Below are 26998 nucleotides of genomic sequence, written 5' to 3'. Positions count from 1 at the left end.
TGTTCACACCGCGTGGAGACGGGCGCGCCGCCGGCTCGCGTACCAGACCAGGCCGGCGGTCGCCGCCGCCGCTCCCACCGCCACCGCGGCGGCCAGCGCCGGGCGCTGCGGCATGGCGAGCGACGGCACCCGCTGCTTGAGGCGGACCGGGCGCTGGAAGGTGAGGATCGGCCAGTCGCGGGCCACCGCCTCCCTGCGCAGCGCCCGGTCGGGGTTGACGGCGTGCGGGTGGCCGACCGCCTCCAGCATGGGGATGTCGGTGGCCGAGTCGCTGTAGGCGTAGCAGCGCGAGAGGTCGTACCCCTCGGACTCCGCCAGTTCGCGCACGGCCTCCGCCTTGGTCGGGCCGTACGCGTAGTACTCGATCTCGCCGGTGAAGCAGCCGTCCTCGACGACCATGCGCGTCGCCACGACACGGTCGGCGCCTATCAGTTCGCCGATCGGTTCCACCACCTCCGCGCCGGAGGTGCTCACGATCACGACGTCGCGCCCGGCGAGGTGGTGCTCCTCGATGAGGGAGGCGGCCTCGTCGTAGATGATCGGGTCGATGAGCTCGTGGATGGTCTCGGCGATGATCTCCCTGACCTGCTGGACGTTCCAGCCGCGGCACATCGCGGACAGATAGGCGCGCATCCGTTCCATCTGGTCGTGGTCGGCGCCTCCGGCGAGGAACACGAACTGCGTGTACGCGGTGCGCAGTGCGGCGCGCCGATTGATCAGCCCGCCCTGGTAGAAGGACTTGCCGAAGGTGAGCGTGCTCGACTTCGCGATGACCGTCTTGTCCAGGTCGAAGAAGGCAGCGGTGCGCGGCAGCGAGTGGTTTTCCACGAGCTGAGCATATGCGCCCACCATTCGGCGTAAGGTGGGGCGCGTGGGTTTGCCTGAGAAGGCTCTCGGGTACACCATGGAAGTCACGGATCGTTCGCGACCGTGCTACCCCGGTCCGGCTCCTCCCCCCCCGAGTCGGCCGTGGAGACGACCCCCGCTCTCCCCCCCGGCGGGGGTCGTCGCATGTCCGGACGCTTTTTGCGCCGTCGGACCCTCTTCCTCCCCTGTCTTCCGGTCTCCGGCGGCCCGGTCCCTTCCCCCTCGTGATCCGTCACTCTCCGTATTCGTCGGTCTGCTCATGCGGAGTCGCTCGTTTGGGTGAGCGAGTTATTCACAACTGCCGAGTTGTCCACGTATTTAGACCAAGATCATCGAGTTTTTCCGTTCCCCGGCACGGTGATTGAGCGCGGAGTTCGCGGACCCATCGCGAACTGGAGAGCGAGAATCCGGAAGGGGAACGGGACGTGACCGGAAGCATCCTGATCGTCACCGAGGACGAGAAGTTGCTGGACGATCTGCTGCGCCTGTGCGCGGCGGCCGGGGCCGAGGCGGAGGTGGCGCACGGGGCGCCGCCGGCCCCCGGGCGGTGGGAGAGCGCCCCGCTGGTGCTGGTCGGTGACGACCGGGCCGATGCGCTGTCCCGGTCGGCGCGTGCGCCCGCGCGTCGGCCGGGGGTGCTGCTCGTCGGCCGGGACCTGGACGACCCCGGCATCTGGCGGCGCGGTGTGGGGGTCGGAGCCGAGCACGTGGTGCTGCTGCCCGACGGCGAGTCGTGGCTCACCGGCCGGATCGCCGACGCGGCCGAGGGCGTCGGGCGGCAGGCCCTGACCGTCGGTGTGGTGGGCGGCCGCGGCGGGGCCGGGGCCTCCACCCTGGCCTGCGCGCTGGCCCTCACGGCCGCACGTACCGGACACCGCACGATGCTCGTCGACGGCGATCCGCTCGGCGGCGGGCTCGACGTCCTGCTCGGAGGGGAGCGGGCGGAGGGCCTGCGCTGGCCCGCGTTCGCCGACTCGCGCGGCCGGGTCGGTGGTGCGGCGCTGGAGGAGTCCCTGCCCAGGCTGCACGGTCTGCGGCTGCTCAGCTGGGACAGGGGGGAGAGCGCGGCCGTCCCGCCGGAGGCGGTGCGCGCGGTCCTGGGGGCGGCCAGGCGGCGCGGTGGAGTGGTCGTGGTGGACCTGCCGCGGCGGCTGGACGAGACGGTCGCCGAGGTGCTGGCGCAACTCGACCTCGGCCTGCTGGTCGTACCCGCCGAGCTGCGGGCCGTCGCGGCGGCGCAGCGGATCGCCTCCCGGGTGGACCTGGTGCTGCGGGACCTGCGGGCGGTGGTGCGCGGCCCCTTCGGGCGGGGGCTGGACGGCGAGGAGATCGCCCGTCTGCTGGGGATGCGGCTCGCCGGCGAGATGCCCTCCGAGGAAGGGCTGTCGGCCGCGGTGGACGCGGGCCGGCCGCCCGGCGCGGACACACGCGGTCCGCTGGCCCGGTTCTGCACGGAGTTCTGGGCCCGCGCACTGCCGGAGGGCGGCGGGGCACGGCCTGCCGGCGGCCGGGGGAGCGTGGCCGCGTGAGCGCGCGTACGGACGCGCGGAGGGACGCGCGCGGGGAAGCGGGCGCGCGTGCGCGAGCGGATGCGTACGGCGGGGCGCCCGCCCCGCGGACGCTGGTGGACGCGGTGCGCCTGCGGCTGGCGGAAGCCGGTGCGGAACCCACTCCCGCCCGGGTCGCGGCGGCGCTGCGGGCTCAGGGGCGGCTGCTCGGGGACAGCGCGGTGCTGGGCGTGGTGGAGGCGCTGCGGTCGGAGATGGTCGGCGCCGGCCCGCTGGAGCCGCTGCTGGCCGAGCCGGAGGTCACGGACGTCCTGGTGACCGCTCCGGACGAGGTCTGGGTGGACCGTGGCGGCGGAGTGGAGCGTACCGCCGTCCGCTTCCCCGACGCGGCGGCGGTGCGCAGACTCGCCCAGCGGCTGGCCACCTCGGCGGGGCGGCGGCTGGACGACGCCCGCCCCTGGGTGGACGCCCGGCTCCCGGACGGCACCCGGCTGCACGCGGTGCTGCCCCCGGTGGCGGTCGGCTGCACATGCCTGTCCCTGCGGGTGGTACGGCCGCGGGCCTTCGCCCTGCCGGAACTGGTGGCGGCCGGCACGGTGCCTCCGGGCGGAGACGCGCTGCTGCGGGCGGTCCTGGACGCCAGGCTGTCGTTCCTGGTCAGCGGTGGCACGGGATCGGGGAAGACGACCTTGCTGTCCAGCCTGCTGGGGCTGGTGGGGCCGGGGGAGCGGATCGTCCTGGCCGAGGACTCCGCCGAGCTGCGCCCCGACCACCCGCATGTGGTGCGGCTGGAGACGCGCCCGGCCAACCAGGAGGGCGCGGGCCGGGTCACCCTGCGGGACCTGGTGCGGCAGGCGCTGCGCATGCGGCCGGACCGGCTTGTGGTCGGTGAGGTCCGCGGCGCGGAGGTGACGGATCTGCTGGCCGCACTGAACACGGGGCACGAGGGCGGCTGCGGGACGGTCCACGCCAACGCGGCGGCCGACGTACCGGCCAGGCTGGAGGCACTGGGCACCACGGCGGGACTCGACCGGGCGGCGCTGCACAGCCAGCTCGCGGCGGCGCTGTCGGTGGTGATCCATCTGGTGCGGGATCGCAGGGGGCGGAGGCGGATCGCCGAGATCCATGTGCTGGAGCAGGACCGGTACGGCCTGGTGGTGACGGTGCCCGCCGCCGTCCGGGGGCCGGACGGCGGCTTCGTGCGCGAGCGGGGCTGGCCGCGCCTGGAGCGGCTGTGCGCGCGGGGCGGTGGTGCGCTGTGACGGCGGTCGGAGCACAGGCCGGAGCACAGCCCGAGGTGGTGTACGCGGGTTCGGTGTGCGCGGCGATGGTGTGCGCCGGAGCGATGAGCCGGCTGCTGGGCCGCTCCGGGGAGGGCCGGAGGGCCCGGCTGCTGTGTGCCGACGGAGCCGAGCCGGTGCCCCGGTGGGGCGGCTTGGCAGGTGGCGCCGTGGAGGCCGTCGCCCGGACGGTGCGCGGACTCGGGGCCCGGGTGGGCCCCGCGGGGTGGTGCCCGGTGGGTGGTGCCCTGCTGGCGCTGCTGGGGGAGTCGGTGCTGCCGCTGCTGGCCGGTGTGGTGGCGGTGCCGCTGCTCGGCCGCCGGCTGCGCGTACGGGAGCGGCGCCGTGCGGGAGAGGCGAGGCAGGCCGCCGTCATCGCCCTGTGCTCGGCGGTCGCGGGTGAGCTGCGGGCGGGCCGTACGCCGGAGCGGGCCCTGCTGGCGACCGGCATGCCCGGCTTCGGTGACACGGGAGCGGTGGTGCTGGCAGCGGCCCGGTTCGGAGGGGATGTACCGGGGGCGCTGCGTCAGGTGGCCCGGCAGGAGGGAGCGGAAGGGCTCGGCGGGATGGCCGCCTGCTGGCAGGTGGCGGTGGACGGGGGAGCGGGCCTCGCGGACGGGCTGGACCGGGTGGCCGGTTCGCTGCGGGCGGAGCGCGACCAGCGGGAGGAACTGCGCGCCCAGTTGGCGGGGCCGCGGTCCACGGCGCTGGTCCTGGCCCTGCTGCCGGTCTTCGGACTGCTGCTGGGCGGTGCGATGGGGGCGAGGCCGCTGCACGTGCTGCTCCACGGCCCGGCCGGCTGGGCCTGTCTGGCCGGTGCCGGGTTGCTGGAGTGGGCCGGACTGGCGTGGGTTTCCCGGGTCGTCCGGAGGGCGGAGGAGGGCGGGAGGAAATGAACGGCGAAGTTGTCCACAGCATGTGGACAACGTGTGCGGAGTCTGCCGTGTCGCTTCCGTCGCCAACGCTGCCCGTGCTGTCCCTGTCGGCCACCGCGCTGTGTCTGGTCGGCGGGGTGCCGGCGGCCGGCCGGGTGCGGCGCCGCCGACGCCGGTCGGCGGAGTTGCTGGGTGCGGGTGCCGCCGCGGGTGCGGGAGTTGGGGCCGGGGTGCGAAGGGTGCCGTGCGCGGCCGGGGCGCGGCGATCACCGGCCCGGGAGGCGACCGTGATGGCCGGGGCCGCCGCCCTGGGGGTCGCCCTGGTCGGAGGCCCGGCCGGCTGTCTGCTCGGGGTGGTCGCGGCGTACGGCGTGCGGCGCCTGTCGCGCGACAGGAAGGTATGGGGAAATGCCGCGAATCGATCATATACGGGCAATCCGAATGAATCGGGGCCCTTGGAGGTCGGTGCGTCGGTGACCGGACAGCTGCCGATCACCGCGGAACTGCTGGCCGCCTGCCTGGCGGCCGGGTCGGCGCCCGGGGAGGCGGCCGGTGCGGTGGGCGGCTCGGTGGGCGGTCCCCTCGGCGCGGGACTGGTGCGGGCCTCGGCCGAACTGCGGCTCGGCGGCGACCCGGTGGCCGTCTGGGCTCGGCTGGGTGAGCTGCCGGGGGCGGCTGGGCTGGCCCGGTGCCTGGAACGGGCGGGGACGGCCGGTGTGCCCGCGGTGGAACCTGTGGGCCGCCTGGCCGCCGAGTGCCGGGCACAGAGGGCGCGGGCGGCCACGGAGCGGGCACGGAGGGCCGCGGTTCTGGTCACCGGGCCGCTGGGTCTGTGCTTCCTGCCCGCTTTCCTGCTGGCGGGTGTGGTCCCGGTGGTCATCGGTCTGGCGCGGTCGCTGCTGTGAACCGCGCGGTACGGGCCGCATCCGGAACGGGCGCGGGTGACAGGACGGACGGCGAGACGGAGGGACGGCGAGATGGAGGGACAGACCATGCGGGGACGAGTGACGGGAGGACGAGCGGTGCAGGGGCGAACGGTGCAGGGGCGAACGGTGCGTGGGCGGGGCGGGGCGGGCAGGGGCGGATGGCGGTGTGGACCGGCCGGATGGCGCGCGGAGCCCGGGGCCGGGACGCACAGGCCGGGATGAGCACCGCGGAGTACGCGGTGGGCACGATCGCCGCCGCGGGTTTCGCGGCGGTGCTCTACAAGATCGTCACCAGTGGCCCGGTCTCCACGGCGATGCGGCAACTGATCGAGCGGGCGCTCGATGCGGGCTTCTGAAGGGCGGGAGCGGGGCTATGTCACCGCGGAGACCGCTGTGGTGGTGCCCTCCCTGGTCGCACTGCTCGGGCTGCTGCTGTGGGGCGGGGCGGCGGTGGTCGCACAGATCCGCTGTGTGGACGCGGCGGGCGCGGGGGCGCGGGCGGCGGCGAGGGGCGAGCCGCCCGAGAGGATCAGCCGGGCCGTGCGGCAGGTCGCGCCGCGGGGAGCGGGGCTGGAGACGTCCCGGGAGGGCGAGCTGGTACGGGTACGGGTCTCGGCGAGGGCGGCCGGCCCCGGCCCGCTGGGCGTGGAACTGGAGGCCGAGGCGGTGGCGTATGCGGAACCGGGGTGATCGCCTGCCACCCCGCGGTGGCGTCCGCCCCGCGGAACGGGGCTCGGCCACGGTGTGGGCCGCGCTGTGCGGACTGGTGCTGTGCACGGTGGCGGCGGGCGTACTGGCGCTGGGGCAGGCCGTCGTCACACGCCACCGCGCCGGCGCGGCGGCGGACGCGGCAGCGCTCGCGGCGGCCGATCACGCCCTTCGGGGCGCTGAGGAGGCATGCGCCGCCGCGCGGCGGGTGGCCGCCGCACAGCGGGCGAGGGTGGTGCGCTGCCGGGTGCGTGAGGAGATCGCGGACCTCACGGTGCGGGTGCGGGCGGGTCCGTACTCCGCCGGGGTGAGGGCTCGGGCGGGGCCTGCCGCAGCAGCTCCGTGAGGAGCCGTACCGCACCGCGCTTGTGCAGGGGGTCGTTGCCGTTGCCGCACTTGGGCGACTGGATGCACGACGGGCAGCCGCTGTCGCACTCGCACGCGGCGATGGCCCGGCGGGTCGCGGTCAGCCAGTCGCGGGCGGTGTGGAAGGCGCGTTCGGCGAAGCCGGCGCCGCCGGGGTGCCCGTCGTAGACGAAGACCGTCGGCAGCAGGGTGTCGGGATGCAGCGGCACCGAGACGCCGCCGATGTCCCAGCGGTCGCAGGTGGCGAAGAGCGGCAGCATGCCGATGGAGGCGTGCTCGGCGGCGTGCAGGGCGCCGGGCAGCACTTCGGGGCCGATCCGGGCGGCGTCGAGCTGGTCCTCGGTGACCGTCCACCACACCGCGCGGGTGCGCAGGGTGCGCGGCGGCAGGTCCAGTCTGGACTCGCCGAGCACCTCGCCGGTGACGAGCCTGCGGCGCAGATAGGAGACGACCTGGTTGGTGACCTCGACCGAACCGAAGCACAGCCGCGCCTCGCCCCAGGGGATCTCGGTGTCGGTCTCCAGCACGGAGACCGAGGTGGTGTCCCTGGCCATCGTCGTCCAGGGCGGGCTCGTCTCCTCCACCAGGGCGACCGAGTCCTCCAGGTCGAGGCGGCGGACCACGTAGGTGCGGCCCTGGTGGAGGTGGACCGCGCCGTCGTGGACGGTGGTGTGGGCCGCCGCGGCGTCGACCGTGCCCAGCAGCCGCCCGGTGCCGTCCTCCACCACCTGGACGGGCCGGCCGCCCTGGCCGCGGATGTCGGTGAGGTCGGTGGCCCGCTCGCGGCGGGTCCAGTACCAGCCCGTCCCCCGTCGTCGCAGCAGTCCGCGCCGCTCCAGAAGCGGCATCAGCCCGGGCACGGCCGGCCCGAACAGCTCGAAGTCCGCCTCGGTGAGGGGTGCCTCCGCCGCCGCGGCGCACAGATGGGGGGTGAGGACGTAGGGATTGTCCGGATCCAGGACGGTGGACTCCACGGGGCGGCGGAAGATCGCGTCGGGGTGGTGGACGAGGTAGGTGTCCAGCGGGTCGTCCCGGGCGACGAGGACGGCCAGGGCGCCCTGGCCCGCCCGTCCGGCGCGCCCGGCCTGCTGCCACAGGGAGGCGCGGGTGCCGGGGTAGCCGGCCAGGATCACGGCGTCGAGACCGGACACGTCGATGCCGAGTTCGAGGGCGGTGGTGGCGGCCAGCCCGAGGAGCTCGCCGGAGTGCAGGGACCGCTCCAGGGCGCGACGCTCCTCCGGCAGGTAGCCGCCCCGGTAGGCGGCGATCCGCCCGGCCAGGGAGCGGTCCACCTCGGACAACCGCTCCCGGGCGATCACCGAGATCAGCTCGGCGCCGCGCCGGGAGCGCACGAAGGCGACGGTCCGCACGCCCTGGACGGCGAGGTCGGTGAGGAGGTCGGCGGCCTCGGCGGTGGCGGTCCGCCGTACCGGGGCGCCGCGTTCGCCGTGCATCTCCGTCAGCGGGGGCTCCCAGAGGGCGAAGACCACCTCGCCTCGCGGGGAGGAGTCCCGGGTGATCTCGGTGACGGGCAGGCCGGTGAGGCGGGTGGCGGCCTCGCCCGGCTCGGCGGCGGTGGCGGAGGCCAGCAGGAAGACCGGCTCGGAGCCGTAACGGGCGCACACGCGCCGCAGCCGGCGCAGCACCTGGGCGACGTGGGAGCCGAACACGCCGCGGTAGGTGTGGCATTCGTCGACGACCACGTAGCGCAGAGCGCGCAGGAAGGAGGACCAGCGGGGGTGGGCGGGGAGTATCCCGCGGTGCAGCATGTCGGGGTTGGTGAGCACGTGGTTGGCGTACTGCCGCACCCACTCGCGCTCCTCGACGGGGGTGTCGCCGTCGTAGACCGCCGGACGGACGGCACTGCCCAGCGGGGCGGCCAGTTCGCTCACGGCCCGCCGCTGGTCGGCGGCCAGCGCCTTGGTCGGGGCGAGGTAGAGGGTGGTGGCGCCGCGCCCGTTCAGGGCCTGCGCGCCCTCCAGCAGCACACTGAGCACCGGGGCCAGGTAGGCCAGGGACTTGCCCGACGCCGTGCCGGTGGCGACCACCACCGATTCCCCCCGCAGCGCGTGCTCGGCGGCACGGGCCTGGTGCTCCCACGGACGGTCGATGCCGGCTGCGCGGATCGCGTCGACCACTTCCGGCCGAATCTGACCAGGCCAGTCCGCATGACGACCGTTCCGTGGGGGCAGGTGCTCCACATGGGTGATGCGCACGGCCCGGTCCGCCCCCGCGGCAAGGCTTTCGAGGACCGTTCGGGGAGACGGAGGCGAGGGACGTGCGCCTGCAGACGTCGCGCGGTGGTTGGTGGCCATCGGGATCGAGTGTGTCACCGGCGCGACGGACAATGGTCGCAAGGCGTCGTGCAGGCCCCCGGGTAAGTGATTGAATGCTTCTGCGGCTGCCGATCCGTCCTCTACCTTCGGCGGGGAGACACCTCCCCACGTCCGGTGGGGATGGCCCGTCCCCACCTCCGGTGGGGAGGTGCCAAGGGGGCGGACCGCTCGATAGCAAGGTGCTGGAGGATCTGTGGACCTGTCCCTGTCGACCCGTACCGTCGGCGATCGCACGATCGTCTCGGTGGGTGGCGAGATCGATGTATACACCGCGCCCAAGCTGCGTGAGCAGCTGGTCGAGCTGGTGAACGACGGCAGCTACCACCTGGTCGTGGACATGGAGGGCGTTGACTTCCTCGACTCCACCGGCCTCGGTGTGCTCGTCGGCGGACTCAAGCGCGTGCGCGCCCATGAGGGCTCGCTGCGCCTGGTCTGCAACCAGGAGCGCATTCTCAAGATCTTCCGTATCACCGGCCTGACCAAGGTGTTCCCCATCCACACCTCGGTCGACGAGGCCGTGGCGGCCACCGACTGAGAGCCGAGCCGAACGAGCCCGTACAAGGCGCCCAGGGGCGCCGGACCGGCACCGGACCGGTCCGGCGCCCCTGGGCGGCCGTCAGGCATCAGGTCACCGGGTGACCACAGGCACAGGCATTACCGAGGGGGATGGCATGGCCACCGTCGAACTGCGCTTCAGCGCGCTGCCCGAGCATGTGAGGACGGCGCGCCTGGTGGCGGCCGCCGTCGCGCGCCGGGCAGGTGTCGACGACGCCGTACTGGACGAGGTACGGCTCGCGGTGGGTGAGGCGTGCAGCAGAGCGGTCGGTCTCCACATCGGCCACGGTCTCGACACACCCGTCCGGGTGGCACTGACCGAGGACGAGAAGGCGTTCCGCATCGAGGTGGGCGACGATGCCCCCCAGGGACCGCAGGGCGCGGCCCACGGCTCTCCCGGAAGCGGGGACGGAGCCGAGGCCGACGACGAGGTCGACATGGGGCTCGCGGTGATCAGCGGGCTGGTGGACGATGTCGAGGTGACCGCCGACGAGCGCGGCGGCCTCATCCGGATGAGCTGGCCGACCAACGCCGAGCCGCTCGCCTGACCATCCCGCGCGGGCCCGCCCGCGCGGCAGGCCCGCTCCCGCGGCTCCTTCCGAGCCGGCCCAGGCGCCCCTCCCGGGGCGCCTCACTCATGTCCGGCACCGCCGGCCCGTCCTGTCCCCACCCTGCCCGGTCCCGGTCCCGGCTCCGGCCTCGCGCCGCGGCCGGCCTGCGCATCACCCGCCTCCGCGCCCGGCCGGGATCTCTCCAGGTATTCCGAGATCCTTTCTTTCGCGCCGCTGAACAGGAATATATCGGCCGTTCAGGGGAATTATTTTTGGTGCCCGCTATTCGATCTTTGCGGGTGCGGATCGACGAGAAATACCGCACTCTGTTGTGAGCCGAAGCAGCTCCCTACAATCCGTCCACATCTTTGCAGCAGGACGCCTGAGCGTGCTTGCGCGCGCCCATGTGCCAAACGTCAAGGAGGACGAATGGCGGGGCACCACACCCCTTCCCAGAACCGGCTACAACTGGCCGAAGCCGTGCTCACCAGCGGCAATCGCGGCCTGGTGCTGGTGATCGCGCTCGTCGCCGCGGCAGCCCTGGCGGTCGCCGTGGTGCTGGTACGTCAAGTGCTCGCCGCCGGCGAGGGAACCGACGGCATGAAGAAGATCGCGGCCGCCGTGCAGGAAGGCGCGAACGCCTACCTCGCACGGCAGTTGCGCACCCTCGGCATATTCGCCGTCGTGGTCTTCTTCCTGTTGATGTTGCTCCCGGCCGACGGTATGGGTCAGCGAATCGGACGCTCGGCGTTCTTCCTGGTCGGTGCGGCTTTCTCGGCGGCCACCGGCTATATCGGCATGTGGCTGGCCGTACGCAGCAACGTACGGGTCGCGGCCGCCGCCCGGGAGGCGACTCCCGGTGAGGGAGAACCCGCGAAGGACCTGACCGAGGTCTCCCACCGGGCGATGAAGATCGCCTTCCGTACGGGCGGGGTCGTCGGCATGTTCACCGTCGGCCTCGGCCTGCTCGGCGCCGCAGTCGTGGTGCTCGTCTACGCCGCCGACGCGCCCAAGGTGCTGGAGGGCTTCGGCCTGGGGGCCGCCCTGATCGCGATGTTCATGCGAGTGGGCGGCGGCATCTTCACCAAGGCCGCCGACGTGGGCGCGGACCTCGTCGGCAAGGTCGAGAAGGGCATCCCCGAGGACGACCCGCGCAACGCCGCCACCATCGCGGACAACGTCGGCGACAACGTCGGCGACTGCGCGGGCATGGCCGCCGACCTCTTCGAGTCCTACGCCGTCACCCTGGTGGCCGCGCTCATCCTGGGCACGGTCGCCTTCGGCGACTCGGGGCTGGCCTTCCCCCTGCTCGTCCCGGCGATCGGCGTTCTGACCGCCATGATCGGCGTCTTCGCGGTCGCGCCGCGCCGCGCCGACCGCAGCGGCATGACCGCCATCAACCGCGGCTTCTTCATCTCCGCGGCGATCTCCCTGGTCCTGGTGGCCGTCGCGGCGTTCACCTACCTGCCGGGCAGCTTCGGCGAGCTGGAGGGCGTCACCGACACCGCCATCGCCGGCCACGACGGCGACCCGCGCGTCTTCGCGCTGGTCGCGGTCGCCATCGGCATCGTGCTCGCCGCGCTGATCCAGCAGCTCACCGGCTACTTCACCGAACCGGGCCGCAGGCCCGTGCGCGACATCGGCAGGACCTCGCTGACCGGCCCCGCCACCGTGGTCCTCTCCGGCATCTCCATCGGTCTGGAGTCCGCGGTCTACACGGCGCTGCTGATCGCGCTCAGCGTCTACGGCGCCTTCCTGCTGGGCGGCGCCTCCATCATGCTGGCGCTCTTCGCCGTCGCCCTGGCGGGCACCGGCCTGCTCACCACCGTCGGCGTCATCGTCGCCATGGACACCTTCGGCCCGGTCTCCGACAACGCCCAGGGCATCGCCGAGATGTCCGGCGACGTCGAGGGCGCGGGCGCCCAGGTGCTCACCGACCTCGACGCGGTGGGCAACACCACCAAGGCCATCACCAAGGGCATCGCCATCGCAACTGCGGTGCTGGCCGCCGCCGCCCTCTTCGGCGCCTACCGCGACGCGATCGCCGGCGCCGTGTCGGACGTGGGCGCCAGGGCCGGGGAGCTGGGCCTGAGTCTGGACATCTCGCAGCCGAACAACCTGGTGGGCCTGATCCTCGGCGCCGCCGTCGTCTTCCTCTTCTCCGGGCTGGCGATCAACGCCGTCTCCCGGTCGGCGGGTTCGGTGGTCTTCGAGGTGCGGCGCCAGTTCCGCGAGCGGCCCGGGATCATGGACTACAGCGAGAAGCCCGAGTACGGCCGGGTGGTGGACATCTGCACCAAGGACGCGCTGCGCGAGCTGGCCACCCCGGGCCTGCTGGCCGTCATGGCGCCCATAGCCGTCGGCTTCACGCTCGGCGTCGGCGCGCTCGGCTCCTTCCTCGCCGGCGCCATCGGCGCGGGCACGCTGATGGCGGTCTTCCTCGCCAACTCCGGCGGGGCCTGGGACAACGCCAAGAAGCTGGTCGAGGACGGCCACCACGGCGGCAAGGGCAGCGACGCGCACGCCGCGACGGTCATCGGCGACACGGTCGGCGACCCGTTCAAGGACACCGCGGGCCCCGCGATCAACCCGCTGCTGAAGGTGATGAACCTGGTGGCGCTGCTGATCGCGCCCGCCGTGGTGCAGCTTGGCCACGGCGACGACGCCAATGCCGGCGCGCGGGCCGCCATCGCGGTCCTCGCCATCGCGATCATCGTCGGCGCGGTCTACGCCTCCAAGCGGCGCGGCATCGCGGTCGGCGGGGATGGCGACGAGAAGGGAACCGGCGGCGCCGCCGGGCGCACCTCCGGGGCGCCGGGCTCCTCCGGCTCCTCGCACAGGCCGGGCCCGTCAGGCCCGTCAGGCCCGTCAGGCCCGTCGGGCTCGTCGGACCCGTCAGGCCCCTCGGACCCGGGAACTCCGGTGGCGGCGCCGTAGCGGGGCGGGCGGGACCCCGTAGGGCAGCCCCGGCGCATGGCGGTGGGCGGTGCACCGAGGCACCGCCCACCGCCATGCGCCGGGGAGGGGCATGTGAGATGTGCTCAACGCAAATATGGATCCAAGCACCTAAATACGATCTATTCACCCTACCGGTCCACGGCCGGTGAACCTCCTGCGTGTATGTTCCGGGCCGAACACCCACGAAGGGATCGATCCGGAGTGAACAAGAAGCTTGCTGCCGCGCTGTCCGGCACCGCGGTGCTCGTGCTCGCCCTGAGCGGGTGCGGCGACGAGGGCAACGAGAAGGCCGAGCGATGGGCGCAGGAGTACTGCGGCTCGCTGCAGAAGCAGAACAAGACCATCGACGGCGCCAACCAGGCACTCGCGCGGATCACCGAGGGGGACAAGTCCCCCGAGGAGGTCAAGAAGACCGACGTGGAAGCCTTCGGTGACCTCTCCACCGCCTACAAGGCCCTGTCCGCCGCCGTGCGCAAGGCGGGTGTCCCGCCGCTGGAGGACGGTCCCCGGATCCAGAAGAACGCGATCGGCCGGCTCGATGAGCTGTCGGCCACGTACGCGGACCTCCGTGAGCGGGCCGAGGCCCTGGACGAGAAGGACCGGTCGGAGTTCGCCGACGGGCTGCAGGACATCGCCGGGGAGATGGAGAAGCTCCCCAAGCAGTTCGGCGAAGTGGAGAAGGCGCTGGGCGAGTTCCGGCAGGGCGACCTGCAGAAGGCGATAGCGGGCCAGGAAGGCTGCCGCAAGCCGTCGCCCGCGCCGTCCGCCTCGGCGGCGTAGCGAGGAGCCGGGGAGGCCGGAGGCCGGGGCAGCCCGGGAGCAGGGAGCGCGCGGGGGGCTGCGTACGCCGGGGCGCGCCGCGTGACAATGGGGAGGTGAGTGACCGCCTCCCCACCCCCGGACCCGCCCTCCCCCGACTGCGCGACGCCTTCCTCGCCGCCGGCTTCACCCCCGACGGACTGCTGGAACTGCTCGGCGCCCCCGCCTACGCGGCCCTCGCCCGCAACGAGACCGTCCCCGCGCTGCGCGCCACGCGCGGCGGCGGACGGCTGGAGACGCTGGTGAGGCTGTTCCTGCTCCAGCGACCGGTGCCCTACGAGCGGGCCCGCTCGGCGCTCCCGGCCGACGACGCGCTCACCGACGGCTGGCTGCGCCGCCGCACCGCGGCCGATACGGACGCGGGCGGAAGCGGCGACGCCGTCTCCGCCACCGTGGACGTCCGCCCGTACGCCGGTCCGGAGGGGCTGAACTGGTGGATCGTCTCCGATCTCGGCTGCGCGGTCGGCGGCGCCGGCGGCATCCGTACGGCCGAGGGCGCCGGTACGGGCGCGGCCGACCGCTCGCAGCTCGTCCTCGGCGTCGGCGGCGCCTCGACGACCCTGGCGGGCATCACCGTGCGAACCCCCGTGGCCCGCGCCCTGGACCTGGGCACCGGCTCGGGCGTCCAGGCCCTGCACGCCGCCCGGCACGCCGAATCCGTCACCGCCACCGATCTCAACCCCCGCGCCCTGCGCCTGGCCCGCCTCACCCTCGCCCTCTCCGGCGCGCCCGGGGCCGATCTGCGCGAGGGCTCCCTCTTCGAACCGGTCGAGGGCGAGGCGCCCTACGACCTGATCGTCTCCAACCCGCCCTTCGTCATCTCCCCCCGTGCCGCGGACGGCACCCGCCTGACCTACCGCGACGGCGGCATGGGCGGCGACGACCTGTGCCGCACCCTCGTCGAGCGCTCCGCCGCCCACCTCGCCGACGGCGGCTACTGCCAACTCCTCGCCAACTGGCGGCACATCGAGGGCCGGGACTGGAGCGAGCGGCTGGCCTCCTGGGTGCCGGAGGGCTGCGACGCCTGGATCGTGCAGCGCGAGGTGCAGGACGTCGCCCAGTACGCCGAGCTGTGGCTGCGCGACGCCGGCGAGCACCTGGGCGACCCGGCCGCTTACGCCGCGCACTACGACGCCTGGCTGGAGGAGTTCGAGGCCGGCGGCACCACCGGCGTCGGCTTCGGCTGGATCACCCTGCGCAAGTCGGGCGCGCGGCACCCGTCGGTCACCGTCGAGGAGTGGCCGCACCCGGTGGAGCAGCCGCTCGGGGAGGAGGTGCGCGCCCACTTCGAACGCCGGGACTTCCTGCACGCCGCGGACGACGCGGCCCTGCTCGCCACCCGCTTCGTGCTGGCCGACGAGGTCGCCCAGGAGCAGATCGGCAGGCCCGGCGCGGACGACCCGGAGTACGTGGTGCTCCGTCAGAACCGCGGCATGCGGCGCGCGACGAGGGTGGACACGGTCGGCGCGGGCTTCGCCGGCGTGTGCGACGGATCGCTTCCGGCCGGCCGCATCCTCGACGCCATCGCCCAGCTCCTCGGCGAGGACCCGGTGGGGCTGCGCGACCGCACCCCGGAGTCCATCCGGCTCCTGGTCGAGCAGGGCTTCCTGCTGCCCGCGGGGAACGCGTAGACGGGGCGGGGGCGGAGCGGGGACGGGACCGTCGGTACGGTCGGTACGGGCCGGACGGGCGGACGTTTGGCCGGTGCTCGTCCGGCTGTCCGGGCGGCGTTCACCCGGCGTTCGCCCCCGCGATCCCCGCGGGTGCCACCGTGCTCCGCATGGAAAGCGGACCCGCCGTCTTCGCCGGAGCGGCCTTCACACTGTTCGGCGCCGGACTGCTGCTGTGGACCTCGGTGCGCGTACGGCTGCGCGAGCCGGTGGCAGAGGGGGCCGAGCAGGTCACCGCGGCCGTGCTCGCCTCGGTGTTCGGCGCGGCCTTCCTGGCCGCGGGGCTCTGGGCGTTCACGCGCCTCTGAACCGTTCCGCCCCGGGCCCCGGGCCCTGGAGAGCGGCAGCGGCCCGTGCCTCCCGACGGCGGGAGGCGCGGGCCGCGGGGTGCGCGCGCCCTCGCGGCGCCCGGTCACCGGCAGGTCGTCAGCCGCGCAGGACGCGGCCCTGCTTGTCGGTGCGGTCCTTGCTGGTGAGGAAGAGGATTCCGTCGATCAGCGACCAGAAGCCCAGACCGCCGCAGGTCAGGAGCTGGGCGATCGCCATGCCGGTGTGGCCGGTGTAGAAACGGCCGATGCCCAGGCCACCCAGGAAGATCTGCAGCAGACCAGCGGTGATCTTGGACTTGTCGGAGTACGGCTGGCCGTTGGGCGCGGTGCCGGAGAACGCCATGGGTGGCTCCTTCGTGCTTCAGATGGGGACACGCCGCGGTCGCTGATGTCATGTACCAGACGTGCCGTGGCGGAATCCCAGACCTCCGGGGCCCGGCAAGGGTTGCGGCATCTCCGCAGTCGTGATCGAACAGTGATCCGACGAAGCGTCACGGACCTGCGGAAACTCCCGGCACCTCGGCACCTGGACGCCCCGGCATCCGGACGCCCCGGCACCCGGTGCGGGCGGGCGGCCGGGCTCAGCCGACCAGGTTCCGCACCACCGCCCACACCACGGCCGTCCCCAGCACCACCGCCGTGCCGACCCTCCCCAGCTTCGGCCGGTAGCGGCGCCCGCGCAGCCCCTCCACCAGCCAGCGCCCGCCGAAGTACGCGGCGGCCGGGACACCGAGGGTCAGCAGCAGCGCGTTGTCGTGGAAGGCCGCGACGACGTCCCCGTGCATGAGGTCGTACGTCATACGGGTGCCGCCGCACGCCGGGCACAGCAGCCCGGTCAGCAGGTTGAACGGGCAGCGCGGCAGCCACTGCCCGGCCTGGTGCGGATTGGTCCCCCACAGGTACGCCGCCCCGGCCAGCCCGGCGGCGAGCGCGCCCAGCGGCGGCGCGGCGGGGTGGGTGCGGAGGGTGCGCACGGCCCGGGCGAACGCTCCGGCGCCCCGGCCGCCCCGGCTCCCGTCCACCCCTTCGGCCCCTTCCGCGCCCGCTTGCGTGTTCGCTTCCGTGCCCGCTTCCGTCCTTCCGGTCACCGCGGTCATCGCGCTCAGCTCCGCAGCACGCGGCCCTGCGCGTCCGTGGGGCTGTCCTGGGTGAGCAGCATGATCCCGTCGATCAGCGACCAGATGCCGCAGCCGCCGCAGGTGAACAGCTGGCCGAGGGCCAGACCGGTGTGGCCGGTGTAGAAGCGTCCGATGCCGAAGCCGCCCAGGAAGAGCGAGAGGACGCCCGCCACGACCTTGGACTTGTCGGAGTACGGGCGGCCGTAGGGGTCGTAGCCGTACGGGGCGTTCGGGTCGCCGGTGTAGCCGCCCGGGCCGGGCGGCGGGGTCTGCTGCGGGTAGCCGTACTCCGGCTGGCCGGGCTGCTGGGGGTACCCGTATCCCGGCTGTCCGGGCTGGCCGGGCTGCTGGGGGTACCCGTACGCGGGCTGCCCCGGCTGCCCGGGCTGGCCCGGCTGCTGGGCGTAGGGGTTGTTCTGCGGCTGCTGGGGCTGGCCGTAAGGGTTCTGCTGGCTGGAGTCGGACATGGGAGGTTCCCCCGGTGTGTGGCTGGGACAGACAGACGGCCACATCTTGCCAGCCGGTGCGGGGCGCAGGAATGGTGGCCGTCGGGTTACCGTTCGAGTAACCGAGCGGTGAAGGCTCCGCCGGACGGCCCGGAGCTCCGGGCACCGGCCCGCCTCCGCGCTCCGGCGGGTACGCCGCCGGGGTCCGGGCGGCGGATCCGGCGAACACGGGGAGATGGTTATCTCATCGGGTTACCGTTCGAGTGGCGTTGCGGACTTTTCCCGTTTGACACGGGGGCGGGAGGTACCGTCACACTCCGCAGCGAGAGCGCAGCCGCACGAAAGCGTGAAACACGCCGATAGCAGACCGACCCGACGAAGCGGGACCACCGACCGGAGAAGAGCGAGAAGAAGTTGTCCCCGACCAGCAAGACCGCAGACGGCGGGCGCCGACTCGTGATCGTCGAGTCGCCGGCCAAGGCCAAGACGATCAAGGGCTACCTCGGTCCTGGCTACGTGGTCGAGGCCAGCGTCGGGCACATCCGCGATCTGCCGAACGGAGCCGCCGAGGTCCCCGCCAAGTACAAGGGCGAGCCCTGGGCCCGGCTCGGCGTCGACGTCGACCACGACTTCGAGCCGCTGTACGTCGTCAACAGCGACAAGAAGGACCAGGTCAAAAAGCTCAAGCAGCTCCTGGCGGAGTCCGACGAGCTGTTCCTGGCCACCGATGAGGACCGCGAGGGCGAGGCCATCGCCTGGCACCTCCAGGAGGTGCTCAGGCCCAAGGTCCCGGTGCGCCGGATGGTCTTCAACGAGATCACCAAGGACGCCATCCGGGCCGCCGTCTCCAACACCCGCGAGCTGAACCAGCGCCTGGTCGACGCCCAGGAGACACGCCGCATCCTCGACCGGCTCTACGGCTACGAGGTCTCCCCGGTGCTGTGGAAGAAGGTCATGCCGCGCCTGTCGGCGGGCCGCGTGCAGTCCGTCGCCACCCGCCTGGTCGTCGAGCGCGAGCGCGAGCGCATCGCGTTCCGCTCCGCCGAGTACTGGGATCTGACCGGCACCTTCGCCACCGGCGGTGCCCACGGGGCCGGCGACGCCGCCGACCCCGCCTCCTTCACCGCCCGGCTGAGCGCCGTGGACGGCCGCCGCGTCGCCCAGGGCCGCGACTTCGGTCCCGACGGGCTGCTCAAGGGCGGCTCCGGCGACAGGGCGGGCGTCCTGCACCTGGACGAGACCGCCGCCCGCGCGCTGGCCGCCGCCCTGGAGGGCGCCGACTTCACCGTCCGCTCGGTGGAGTCCAAGCCGTACCGCCGCTCGCCGTACGCGCCCTTCCGCACCACCACCCTCCAGCAGGAGGCCAGCCGCAAGCTCGGCTTCGGCGCGAAGGCGACCATGCAGGTGGCGCAGAAGCTGTACGAGAACGGCTTCATCACCTACATGCGGACGGACTCCACCACCCTGTCCGACACCGCCGTCGCCGCCGCCCGCGCACAGGTCACCCAGCTCTACGGCGCCGACTACCTGCCCGACCGCCCCCGCACCTACGCGAGCAAGGTCAAGAACGCGCAGGAGGCCCACGAGGCGATCCGCCCCTCCGGCGACCGCTTCCGCACCCCCGCCGAGACGGGCCTGACCGGCGACCAGTTCAGGCTGTACGAGCTGATCTGGAAGCGGACCGTCGCCTCCCAGATGAAGGACGCCACCGGCCAGTCCGTCACGGTCAAGGTCGGCGGGCGGGGTACGGACGGCCGGGACGCCGAGTTCAGCGCCTCCGGCAAGATCATCACCTTCCACGGCTTCCTCAAGGCCTACGTCGAGGGCGCCGACGACCCCGGCGCCGACCTCGACGACCGCGAGCGCCGCCTGCCGCGCGTCGACGAGGGCGACCGGCTGGCCGCCACCGGGATGTCGGTGGACGGCCACGCCACCAAGCCCCCGGCCCGCTACACCGAGGCCACGCTGGTCAAGGAGCTGGAGGAGCGCGAGATCGGGCGCCCCTCGACGTACGCGTCGATCATCAGCACCATCCTCGACCGCGGCTACGTCTTCAAGAAGGGCACCGCGCTCGTCCCCTCCTTCCTCTCCTTCGCCGTCGTCGGCCTGCTGGAGAAGCACTTCGGCCGCCTGGTCGACTACGACTTCACCGCGAAGATGGAGGACGACCTCGACCGCATCGCCGCCGGCGAGGCCGAGGCCGTGCCGTGGCTGCGCCGCTTCTACTTCGGCACCGACGAGCCGGGGGCGGAGGGCACGGCCGCGGCGGCGGCCGGGAACGGCGACGGCGACCACCTCGGCGGGCTGAAGGACCTGGTCTCCGATCTCGGCGCGATCGACGCCCGGGGCGTCTCCTCCTTCCCCGTCGGCGAGGGCATCGTGCTGCGGGTGGGCCGCTACGGCCCCTACGTCGAGGAGCCGCCGGCCGCCGAGGGCGAATCCGGCCGCCGCGCCGACGTACCCGCCGACCTGCCGCCGGACGAGCTGACGGTGGAGTACGCCCGGGAGCTGCTGGCCAAGCCCAGCGGCGAGTTCGAGCTGGGCACCGACCCGGAGACGGGCCGCCCCATCGTGGCCAGGGACGGCCGCTACGGGCCGTACGTCACCGAGGTGCTGCCCGAGGGCACGCCGAAGACCGGCAAGAACGCGGTGAAGCCGCGCACGGCCTCGCTGCTGAAGTCGATGTCCCTGGACACCGTCACCCTCGACGACGCCCTGAAGCTGCTCTCCCTGCCGCGGGTGGTCGGCACCGACCCCGAGAGCGGCCAGGAGATCACCGCGCAGAACGGCCGCTACGGCCCGTACCTGAAGAAGGGCACCGACTCCCGCTCGCTCCAGAGCGAGGAGCAGATCTTCACCATCACCCTGGACGAGGCGCTGGCGATCTACGCCCAGCCCAAGCAGCGCGGCCGGGCCGCGGCCAAGCCGCCGCTGAAGGAGCTGGGCACCGACCCGGCCAGTGAGCGCCCGGTGGTGGTCAAGGACGGCCGCTTCGGTCCGTACGTCACCGACGGCGAGACCAACGCCACGCTGCGCCGCGACGACGACGTGGAGACGATCACGCCGGAGCGCGCGTACGAACTGCTGGCGGAGAAGCGCGCCAAGGGGCCGGCGAAGAAGACGGCCAAGAAGGCCGCCGCGAAGAAGACCGCGGCCAAGAAGACGGCCGCCAAGAAGACGGCAGCGAAGAAGACCACCACCAAGAAGGCCGCGACCAGGAAGACGGCCGCGAAGAAGACCGCGCCGGCCGACGCGGAGTAGGCGCGCGGGGGTAGGCATACGGGCGGCGCGTGCGGGAACCTTCCGCACGTGTCCGTCCGTAACAGCTTCCCCGGCCGCTCGTCCGGCCGCATCGCAGCCCCCGTACCCCCGACCGATAGGCTGACGGGATGACGCGTGCAGAGCAGCCACCGGTCGTGTCCACCACCTCCGAAGCCCTGGCCGCGGACTCCCGCGAGCGCGCCGTACGGGCCCTGCTGAGGCATGCCCCCCTGCGCCGGCTGTGGGGCGCACAGCTCGCCGGCGGGGTCGGCGACGCCCTCGCCCTGCTGGTCCTGGTGCTGCTGGCACTCCAGGCCGCCGTCGCCGTACCGGCCATGGGAGGCGCCCCCGTCCTGGGCGGCGGCTACCGCGGCGTGGCGCTCGCCGTCGCCGCCGTGTTCGCCGTCCGGCTGCTGGCCACCCTGCTCTTCGGCGCCGTGCTGCTGGGCCCGCTCTCCTCCCTGACCGCGGACTCCGGCGGCGTGCTCGACCGCCGCTGGACCATGATCGGGGCGGACGGCGTACGGCTGGCGCTGATGATCGTCGCGCCGCTGTGGATCGACTGGACCCCCGACCAGGCGTTCGCGTTCCTGCTGGTCACCGTCTTCCTCACCGGAGTCGCCGAACGGGTCCGGGGCGTGGCCAAGGACAGCGCCGCCCCCACGCTGCTGCCCGCGCCGCCCCCCGAGGGCGCGGCGGTGCGCCCCCTGCCGGACCACCACGACGCGCTGCGCCGCCTGTGGCTGCGCACGGGCTTCCTCGCCATCCCGGCGGCCGCCGCGGGGCTGGTCGCGATCACCCTGGTCGGCAACCTGCTGGGCGCGGGCATCGAGTGGTTCACCACCCACCAGGCGGCACTGGCGTCCTACGCCGCGGCCGGTCTGTTCGCCGCGTCGATCGCCCTGCTGTACTTCCTGCACCTGCCCGGCGGCGGCACCCCGCGCCCCCGCTCCCCGCTGGAGGGCCTGCGCCGCCCCCGCACCGGCAGGCCGGAGAAGGGCGCGGACGGCAAGACCGTCCGCAAGGCCGTGGACAGGGGCCGCACCGGCGCGGCCCCGCTGCTCGTCCTGACCGGCGCCTGCGTGGCCGCCGCCGTCGCCGCGGCCGCCGCGCTCGCGGCGCTGCACGCCATGGACCTGGACGGCGGCCCGGTCCTGTTCGGGCTGTTCGTCCTGGCGCTGACCGGCGGCACCGCCGCGGGCGTCCGCCGGGCCCCGCGCGTACTGCCCGCGCTGTCCCGCAGGCGGCTGCTCGCCCTGTCCGTCGCGCTGGCCGGCCTGGCCCTGCTCGCGGCCGGGCTGACCCCCGACACCACCGCCGTACTGCTGCTGCTCCTGCTCGCGGGCCTGTCCGCCGGAGTCGCCGCGAACACCGGGCACACCCTCCTGGACGAGGAGACCGAGGAGTCCCGCCGCGCCCGGATGACCGACCACCTGCACGCGTCCGTGCGCGTCGCCGTCGCGCTCGCGGCCGTCGCCGCGCCCGTGCTGGCGGCCCTCATCGGCCCGCACCGGGTCGAGAACGGCGACTTCGTCTTCGCCCACGGCGGCGCGGCCTTCACGCTGATGCTGGTCGGCGCGCTGCTGCTGCCGGTGGCGGCCCTCGTCCTGGTCCGCCTCGACGACCGGCAGGGCGTGCCGCTGCGGCGCGATCTGCGCGAGGCGTTCGGCGGCGGCTCCGAGCCGCTCCAGGCCCCCTCGCCCACCGGCTTCTTCATCGCCCTGGAGGGCGGCGACGGCGCGGGCAAGTCCACGCAGGTGGAGGCGCTGGCCGAGTGGATCCGCTCCAAGGGCCACGAGGTCGTCGTCACCCGCGAGCCGGGCGCGACCCCGATCGGCAAGCGGCTGCGCTCGATCCTGCTGGACGTCTCCTCGGCCGGCCTGTCGCACCGCGCCGAGGCCCTGCTCTACGCCGCCGACCGGGCCGAGCACGTCGACTCGGTCGTACGCCCCGCCCTGGAGCGCGGCGCGGTCGTCATCACCGACCGGTACGTCGACTCCTCCGTCGCCTACCAGGGAGCCGGGCGCGACCTGTCGCCGACGGAGGTCGCCCGGATCTCCCGCTGGGCCACCGGCGGGCTCGTACCCCATCTGACCGTCCTGCTGGACATCTCGCCGGAGACCGCCCGCGAGCGGTTCACCGAGGCGCCCGACCGGCTGGAGTCGGAGTCCGCCGAGTTCCACCGGCGGGTCCGCTCCGGCTTCCTCACCCTGGCCGCCGCCGACCCCACCCGCTACCTGGTGGTGGACGCGGGCCTGGAGCCCGAGGCCGTCACCACGGTCGTACGGCACCGGCTCGACCAGATGCTGCCGCTGTCCGAGGCCGAGATCGCCGCCCGTGAGGAGGCGCGCCGCAGGGCCGAGGAGGAGGCACGCAGGCGTGCCGAGGAAGAGGCCGCGCGCAAGGCCGAGGAGGAGCGCCTGGAGCGCGAGCGCCAGGAGCGTCTGGAGCGGCTGCGCGCCGAGGAGGAGGAGCGCAGGAAGCGCGAGGAGGAGGAGGCCCGGCGCCGCGAGGAGCTGCGCAGGGCCGAGGAGGCCCGGCAGCGCGCCGAGGAGGCCCGCCGCCTGGCGGAGGAGGAGCGCAGGCGGCGCGAGGCCGAGGAACGCGCCCGCCGCGAGGAGGAGGAGCGCAGGCGCCGTCTGGCCGAGGAGGAGGCCCGGCTGAGGGCCGAGGCCGAGGAGCGCCGGCTGGAGAAGCAGCGCAAGGCCGAGGAGGCCCTGCTCCGCGCCGAGCAGGCCCGCAGGGCCGCCGAGGCGGAGGAGGCGGCCCGCCGGGAGCGGGAGGAGCGCGAGTCCCGGGAGGCACGGCAGAGGCACTCGCTGCGCAAGGACGAGGCTCCGGGTGCCGGTGCCGGTGCCGCGAGCGCCGGAAGCACCGGGAGCGAGGCCGACGAGACCGCCGTCCTGCCGCGGGTGTCGCCGGACGCGGAGGAGACGGTCGTCCTGCCGCAGCAGGCGCCGTCGGCTCCTCCGGCTCCTCCGGCTCCTCCGGCTCCTCCGGCGGGGGCGACCGCGGCCCCCGGGGACGAGACCGCCCCGCTGCCGCGGACGGGACCCGGGGACCGGGCGCCGTCGTGGTCGCTGCGCAAGGACGAGTCCGGTGCCGAGCCCCCGGCCGCCCCGCCCGCGGCGGGGGAGGAGCGCACCCGGGAACTGCCGCAGGTGGACGAGGCGGGCCGTCCCCGCCGCCGCCCCGAGTGGGCGGAGGAGACGCCGATGGACGACCTGCCCACCCTCGCGGACGAACTCCTGGGCCCCCACCAGGAGTTCGCCGAGGACGAGGAGGACGGCCGCCGGCGCGGCCGCCGGGGCTGACGCCCGGCGGGCCGCACCCTGCCGCGAGCCGGCCGTCCGCGGCTGTCACAGCCGTGCGGAACAATGGCGGAAACGCCGTCCGGCGCCGAGCAGCACGCGGCGGCGCCGGACGGCGGACAGGCACCGGACGGACCGGGCGGCGCGCGGAGGGAGGGCGACGGGGCCATGGCCGTATGGGACGACCTGGTCGGGCAGGACAGGGTCGTGGAGCAGCTCACCGCGGCGGCGCGCGACGCCGACGCGTACGTCACGGCCGCCGCCTCCGGCGGGGAGGTGGGCCGGGCGGCGCCCCCGGGGCCGCCGGGGTCGTCCGGATCGCCGGGGTCGTCCGGGCTCTCCGGCTCGGCGATGACCCACGCCTGGCTGTTCACCGGCCCGCCCGGCTCCGGCCTGGCGACCGCTGCCCGCGCCTTCGCCGCAGCCCTGCAGTGCGTCAGCCCCGACCGCGCCCTGGGCGGCGCGCCCGGCTGCGGCTTCTGCGACGGCTGCCACACGGCGCTGATCGGCACGCACGCCGACGTCGAGGTGGTCCGCGCGTCCGGACTCAGCACCGGCGTCGACGACACCCGCGACCTGGTGCGCCGCGCCCAGCTCTCCCCGTCCGGCGGCCGCTGGCAGGTGGTCGTCCACGAGACCGCCGACCGGCTCACCGAGCAGGCCGCCAACGCCCTCCTCAAGGCCGTCGAGGAGCCCGCCCCCCGCACGGTGTGGCTGCTGTGCGCGCCCTCCGCCGACGACGTCCTGCCCACGATCCGCTCCCGCTGCCGCCATCTGGTGCTGCGCACGCCGCCGGTGGACGCCGTCGCCGACATGCTGATCCGGCGCGACGGCATCGAGCCGGAGGCGGCCGTGGCGGCCGCCCGCGCCACCCAGGGCCACATCGACCGGGCCCGGCGTCTGGCCACCGACGCGCGGGCCCGTACGCGCCGTGCCGCCGTCCTCGCCCTGCCCACCCGGATGGAGGACATCGGCGACGCGCTCCGGGCCGCCCAGCAACTGGTCGACGCGGCCGGCGAGGACGCCAAGGAGGCAGTCGAGGAGGTGGACGCCAGGGAGACCGAGGAGATGCGCGCCGCGCTCGGCGCCTCCGAGGGCGGGCGCCTCCCGCGCGGTACGGCGGGAGTGATGAAGGACCTGGAGAAGCGGCAGAAGAGCCGCGCCACCCGCGCCCAGCGCGACTCCCTCGACCTCGCCCTGCTCGATCTGACCGCCTTCTACCGCGACGTGCTGGTCCGCCAGCTCGGCTCACAGGTGGCGATCGCCAACGAGGACGTCCGCGACGCGGTGGAGCGGATCGCCGCGTCCACCCGTCCGGAGCAGACGCTGCGCCGCATGGAGGCGGTACTGGAGTGCCGCCGCGCCGTCGAGCGCAATGTGGCCCCCCTGCTGGCCGTTGAGGCGATGGCGGTGGCGCTCCGCGCGGGCTGACCTCCTCCTCCACCACTGCGGACTCCGGCGGCGGCTCACACCCTGGCGGCTCCGGCCCGTATACGCTCCAAGGTCATGGACACCAGGCGTCTGCTCCGTACCGGTGGCGTCGCGTTCGCGACGGCCGCGTTGTTGCTGTCGGGCTGCTCCGGTTCGGACGATCCGGAGCCCGAGCGCGGCGCCGAGCCCTCCCGTTCGTCGTCACGCCCCTCGGACGACCGCGCGGTGAGCCCGGCCAAGCCGCTCGAACCGCTGCCCGAGGCGGTCCCGGCGAACCTCAAGCGGTACTACGGGCAGAAGCTGAGCTGGAAGGAGTGCGGTGTCTCCGGTTTCCAGTGCGCCGAGCTGAAGGTGCCGCTGGACTACGCAGCACCGGACGAGTCCAAGGACCTGAAACTGGCCGTCACCCGCAAGAAGGCCTCCGGCCCCGGCGGGCGGCTGGGCGCCCTGCACGTCAACCCGGGCGGCCCGGGCGGCTCCGCCGTCGACTACGTCCAGCTCGCGGCGGGCGTCGGCTATCCGGCCCCGGTGCGCGCCCGGTACGACATCGTCGGCATGGACCCGCGCGGCGTGGCCCGCAGCGAGCCCATCGAGTGCCTGACCGACAAGGAGATGGACGACTACGTCCGCACCGACGCCACCCCCGACGACGAGGGTGAGATCGACAAGCTGGCGGCGGCCTTCGAGAAGTTCGCCAAGGGCTGCGAGAAGCGGGAGGGCGAGCTGCTCGGCCATGTCTCGACCGTCGAGGCCGCCCGCGACATGGATGTCCTGCGCCAGGTGCTCGGCGACGACAAGCTGACCTACGTCGGCGCCTCCTACGGCACCTACCTCGGTGCCACCTACGCCGGACTCTTCCCCTCCCGCGTCGGCCGGCTCGTCCTGGACGGCGCCATGGACCCCTCGCTCACCTCCGAGCAGCTCAACCTCGACCAGACCGCGGGGTTCGACACGGCCTTCACCGCCTTCGCCGAGGACTGCGTCAAGCTCGACGACTGCCCCCTGGGCAACGGGAGCACGAAGGAGGCGGGCGAGCGCCTGAGCGACTTCTTCGAGAAGACGGACGCCAGGCCGATCGCCACGGGCGAGTCGCGGAAGCTGACCGAGTCGCTGGCCACGATCGGCGTGCTGAACGCCATGTACACCGAGTACTACTGGCCGAAGCTGCGCTCGGCGCTCACCGCCGCGCAGAAGGGCGACGGCGCGGAACTGCTGTCGCTGGCCGACGACTACTACGAGCGCGGCGCCGACGGCGGTTACGGCAACATCATGTACGCCAACGCCGCCGTCAACTGCCTCGACCTGCCCGCCCCCTTCGGGAGCCCGGCCGAGGCGGAGAAGGCCGTCCCGGACTTCCGCAAGGCGTCCGAGGTCTTCGGCCGCAACTTCGCCTGGGCGGCCCTGAACTGCACGTACTGGCAGCACCCGCCCACCGGTGAGCCCCACCGCATCGAGGCGAAGGGCGCCGCCCCCATCCTGGTCGTCGGCACCACCCGCGACCCGGCGACCCCGTACAAGTGGTCCCAGGGCCTTGCCGAGCAGCTCTCCTCGGCGACCCTGCTGACGTACGAGGGCGACGGCCACACGGCGTACGTGCGCGGCAGCGACTGCGTCGACTCGGCGGTCAACGCCTACCTGCTGCGGGGCAAGGTCCCCGCCGACGGCGAGAAGTGCTCCTGATCC

General features: G+C 74.0%; 21 protein-coding genes and 1 pseudogene. 17 read left to right on the top strand and 5 right to left on the bottom strand.

Annotated features, from left to right (window positions below; translation table 11 throughout):
• Positions 1-3: 3 nt before the first annotated feature.
• The gene (locus QPK52_RS11760; protein ID WP_410537411.1) at positions 4-852 is read right to left on the bottom strand and encodes an HAD family hydrolase; all 849 of its coding nucleotides are present in this window, start codon (positions 850-852) and stop codon (positions 4-6) included.
• Between the two features lie 440 nt (positions 853-1292).
• Here QPK52_RS11760 and ssd point away from each other — a divergent pair, with 440 nt between their 5' ends.
• From ssd to QPK52_RS11725, 7 genes are all read left to right on the top strand, one after another.
• Entirely contained in the window at positions 1293-2396 is a 1104-nt protein-coding gene (ssd, locus tag QPK52_RS11755; protein WP_410537409.1) for a septum site-determining protein Ssd, read from the top strand.
• A gap of 92 nt (positions 2397-2488) precedes the next feature.
• Entirely contained in the window at positions 2489-3637 is a 1149-nt protein-coding gene (locus tag QPK52_RS11750; RefSeq protein WP_410540302.1) for a TadA family conjugal transfer-associated ATPase, read from the top strand.
• Positions 3634-4551 carry a type II secretion system F family protein gene (locus QPK52_RS11745; RefSeq protein ID WP_410537407.1) on the top strand — a complete coding sequence of 306 codons (918 nt, stop codon included), beginning with the start codon at positions 3634-3636 and terminating at the stop codon, positions 4549-4551. The genes QPK52_RS11750 and QPK52_RS11745 overlap by 4 nt, the downstream gene beginning before the upstream one ends.
• A 452-nt stretch (positions 4552-5003) precedes the next feature.
• Positions 5004-5435, top strand: coding sequence for a type II secretion system F family protein (locus QPK52_RS11740; protein WP_410537406.1), 432 nt, complete (start codon positions 5004-5006; stop codon positions 5433-5435).
• A gap of 239 nt (positions 5436-5674) precedes the next feature.
• A complete protein-coding gene (locus QPK52_RS11735) occupies positions 5675-5812 on the top strand; it encodes a DUF4244 domain-containing protein (protein WP_241713936.1) in 138 nt (45 codons plus the stop codon).
• Complete coding sequence (locus QPK52_RS11730; RefSeq protein WP_410537405.1) at positions 5799-6146, top strand: TadE family type IV pilus minor pilin; 348 nt, start codon at positions 5799-5801, stop codon at positions 6144-6146. Before QPK52_RS11735 ends, QPK52_RS11730 begins: the two co-directional genes overlap by 14 nt.
• On the top strand, positions 6130-6510 hold the full coding sequence (locus QPK52_RS11725; RefSeq protein ID WP_410537404.1) for an Rv3654c family TadE-like protein: 381 nt from the start codon (positions 6130-6132) through the stop codon (positions 6508-6510). Before QPK52_RS11730 ends, QPK52_RS11725 begins: the two co-directional genes overlap by 17 nt.
• Here QPK52_RS11725 and QPK52_RS11720 read toward each other — a convergent pair.
• Positions 6434-8899, bottom strand: a complete 2466-nt coding sequence (locus QPK52_RS11720; protein ID WP_410540301.1) for a DEAD/DEAH box helicase — start codon at positions 8897-8899, stop codon at positions 6434-6436. The genes QPK52_RS11725 and QPK52_RS11720 overlap by 77 nt on opposite strands.
• 160 nt (positions 8900-9059) lie before the next feature.
• Here QPK52_RS11720 and bldG point away from each other — a divergent pair, with 160 nt between their 5' ends.
• The 6 genes and pseudogenes from bldG to QPK52_RS11690 all read left to right on the top strand — a co-directional run bounded on the left by bldG (position 9060) and on the right by QPK52_RS11690 (position 15727).
• Complete coding sequence (bldG, locus tag QPK52_RS11715; protein WP_093657489.1) at positions 9060-9401, top strand: anti-sigma factor antagonist BldG; 342 nt, start codon at positions 9060-9062, stop codon at positions 9399-9401.
• Positions 9402-9537: 136 nt separating this feature from the next.
• Entirely contained in the window at positions 9538-9969 is a 432-nt protein-coding gene (locus QPK52_RS11710) for an ATP-binding protein (RefSeq protein ID WP_410537403.1), read from the top strand.
• Between the two features lie 432 nt (positions 9970-10401).
• Positions 10402-12762 (top strand): annotated as a pseudogene (locus QPK52_RS11705) (sodium-translocating pyrophosphatase); the annotation flags it as partial.
• Positions 12763-13131: 369 nt separating this feature from the next.
• Positions 13132-13710 carry a small secreted protein gene (locus QPK52_RS11700; protein ID WP_410537402.1) on the top strand — a complete coding sequence of 193 codons (579 nt, stop codon included), beginning with the start codon at positions 13132-13134 and terminating at the stop codon, positions 13708-13710.
• 95 nt (positions 13711-13805) lie between these two features.
• Positions 13806-15380 carry a methyltransferase gene (locus QPK52_RS11695; RefSeq protein WP_410537401.1) on the top strand — a complete coding sequence of 525 codons (1575 nt, stop codon included), beginning with the start codon at positions 13806-13808 and terminating at the stop codon, positions 15378-15380.
• A gap of 149 nt (positions 15381-15529) precedes the next feature.
• Positions 15530-15727 carry a hypothetical protein gene (locus QPK52_RS11690; protein WP_237881248.1) on the top strand — a complete coding sequence of 66 codons (198 nt, stop codon included), beginning with the start codon at positions 15530-15532 and terminating at the stop codon, positions 15725-15727.
• A gap of 118 nt (positions 15728-15845) precedes the next feature.
• Here QPK52_RS11690 and QPK52_RS11685 read toward each other — a convergent pair whose 3' ends face one another.
• The 3 genes from QPK52_RS11685 to QPK52_RS11675 form a co-directional block, all read right to left on the bottom strand.
• Positions 15846-16091 (bottom strand): TM2 domain-containing protein, encoded by a 246-nt coding sequence (locus tag QPK52_RS11685; RefSeq protein WP_093657501.1) that lies wholly within the window; start codon positions 16089-16091, stop codon positions 15846-15848.
• Positions 16092-16329: 238 nt separating this feature from the next.
• Positions 16330-16770, bottom strand: coding sequence for a DUF2752 domain-containing protein (locus QPK52_RS11680; RefSeq protein WP_410537399.1), 441 nt, complete (start codon positions 16768-16770; stop codon positions 16330-16332).
• Positions 16771-16850: 80 nt separating this feature from the next.
• Positions 16851-17333: a TM2 domain-containing protein gene (locus QPK52_RS11675; RefSeq protein ID WP_410537397.1), complete on the bottom strand. Its 483-nt coding sequence runs from the start codon at positions 17331-17333 to the stop codon at positions 16851-16853.
• A 393-nt stretch (positions 17334-17726) separates the two neighbouring features.
• Here QPK52_RS11675 and topA point away from each other — a divergent pair, with 393 nt between their 5' ends.
• The 4 genes from topA (at position 17727) to QPK52_RS11655 (ending at position 26995) form a co-directional block, all read left to right on the top strand.
• On the top strand, positions 17727-20573 hold the full coding sequence (gene topA, locus QPK52_RS11670) for a type I DNA topoisomerase (protein WP_410537396.1): 2847 nt from the start codon (positions 17727-17729) through the stop codon (positions 20571-20573).
• 128 nt (positions 20574-20701) lie between these two features.
• Positions 20702-23887 carry a dTMP kinase gene (gene tmk, locus QPK52_RS11665; protein WP_410537395.1) on the top strand — a complete coding sequence of 1062 codons (3186 nt, stop codon included), beginning with the start codon at positions 20702-20704 and terminating at the stop codon, positions 23885-23887.
• A 165-nt stretch (positions 23888-24052) separates the two neighbouring features.
• Complete coding sequence (locus QPK52_RS11660) at positions 24053-25315, top strand: DNA polymerase III subunit delta' (RefSeq protein ID WP_410540300.1); 1263 nt, start codon at positions 24053-24055, stop codon at positions 25313-25315.
• A gap of 75 nt (positions 25316-25390) precedes the next feature.
• Entirely contained in the window at positions 25391-26995 is a 1605-nt protein-coding gene (locus QPK52_RS11655; RefSeq protein ID WP_410537394.1) for an alpha/beta hydrolase, read from the top strand.
• Positions 26996-26998: the final 3 nt, after the last annotated feature.

The organism is Streptomyces sp. KL2 (assembly GCF_046529545.1).
Classification (GTDB): domain Bacteria; phylum Actinomycetota; class Actinomycetes; order Streptomycetales; family Streptomycetaceae; genus Streptomyces; species Streptomyces radiopugnans.
The sequence above is the reverse complement of the archived record's forward strand: the minus strand, read 5'-3'. Positions and strand labels throughout refer to the sequence as shown.

What these genes read in the sequence shown, in the direction of transcription:
- QPK52_RS11760 (WP_410537411.1), bottom strand. Translation starts at nt 852, where the DNA reads ATGGTGGGCGCATATGCTCAGCTCGTGGAAAACCACTCGCTGCCGCGC.
- QPK52_RS11735 (WP_241713936.1), top strand. Translation starts at nt 5,675, where the DNA reads ATGAGCACCGCGGAGTACGCGGTGGGCACGATCGCCGCCGCGGGTTTC.
- QPK52_RS11730 (WP_410537405.1), top strand. Translation starts at nt 5,799, where the DNA reads ATGCGGGCTTCTGAAGGGCGGGAGCGGGGCTATGTCACCGCGGAGACC.
- QPK52_RS11725 (WP_410537404.1), top strand. Translation starts at nt 6,130, where the DNA reads ATGCGGAACCGGGGTGATCGCCTGCCACCCCGCGGTGGCGTCCGCCCC.
- QPK52_RS11710 (WP_410537403.1), top strand. Translation starts at nt 9,538, where the DNA reads ATGGCCACCGTCGAACTGCGCTTCAGCGCGCTGCCCGAGCATGTGAGG.
- QPK52_RS11690 (WP_237881248.1), top strand. Translation starts at nt 15,530, where the DNA reads ATGGAAAGCGGACCCGCCGTCTTCGCCGGAGCGGCCTTCACACTGTTC.
- QPK52_RS11685 (WP_093657501.1), bottom strand. Translation starts at nt 16,091, where the DNA reads ATGGCGTTCTCCGGCACCGCGCCCAACGGCCAGCCGTACTCCGACAAG.
- QPK52_RS11675 (WP_410537397.1), bottom strand. Translation starts at nt 17,333, where the DNA reads ATGTCCGACTCCAGCCAGCAGAACCCTTACGGCCAGCCCCAGCAGCCG.
- tmk (WP_410537395.1), top strand. Translation starts at nt 20,702, where the DNA reads ATGACGCGTGCAGAGCAGCCACCGGTCGTGTCCACCACCTCCGAAGCC.
- QPK52_RS11660 (WP_410540300.1), top strand. Translation starts at nt 24,053, where the DNA reads ATGGCCGTATGGGACGACCTGGTCGGGCAGGACAGGGTCGTGGAGCAG.
- QPK52_RS11655 (WP_410537394.1), top strand. Translation starts at nt 25,391, where the DNA reads ATGGACACCAGGCGTCTGCTCCGTACCGGTGGCGTCGCGTTCGCGACG.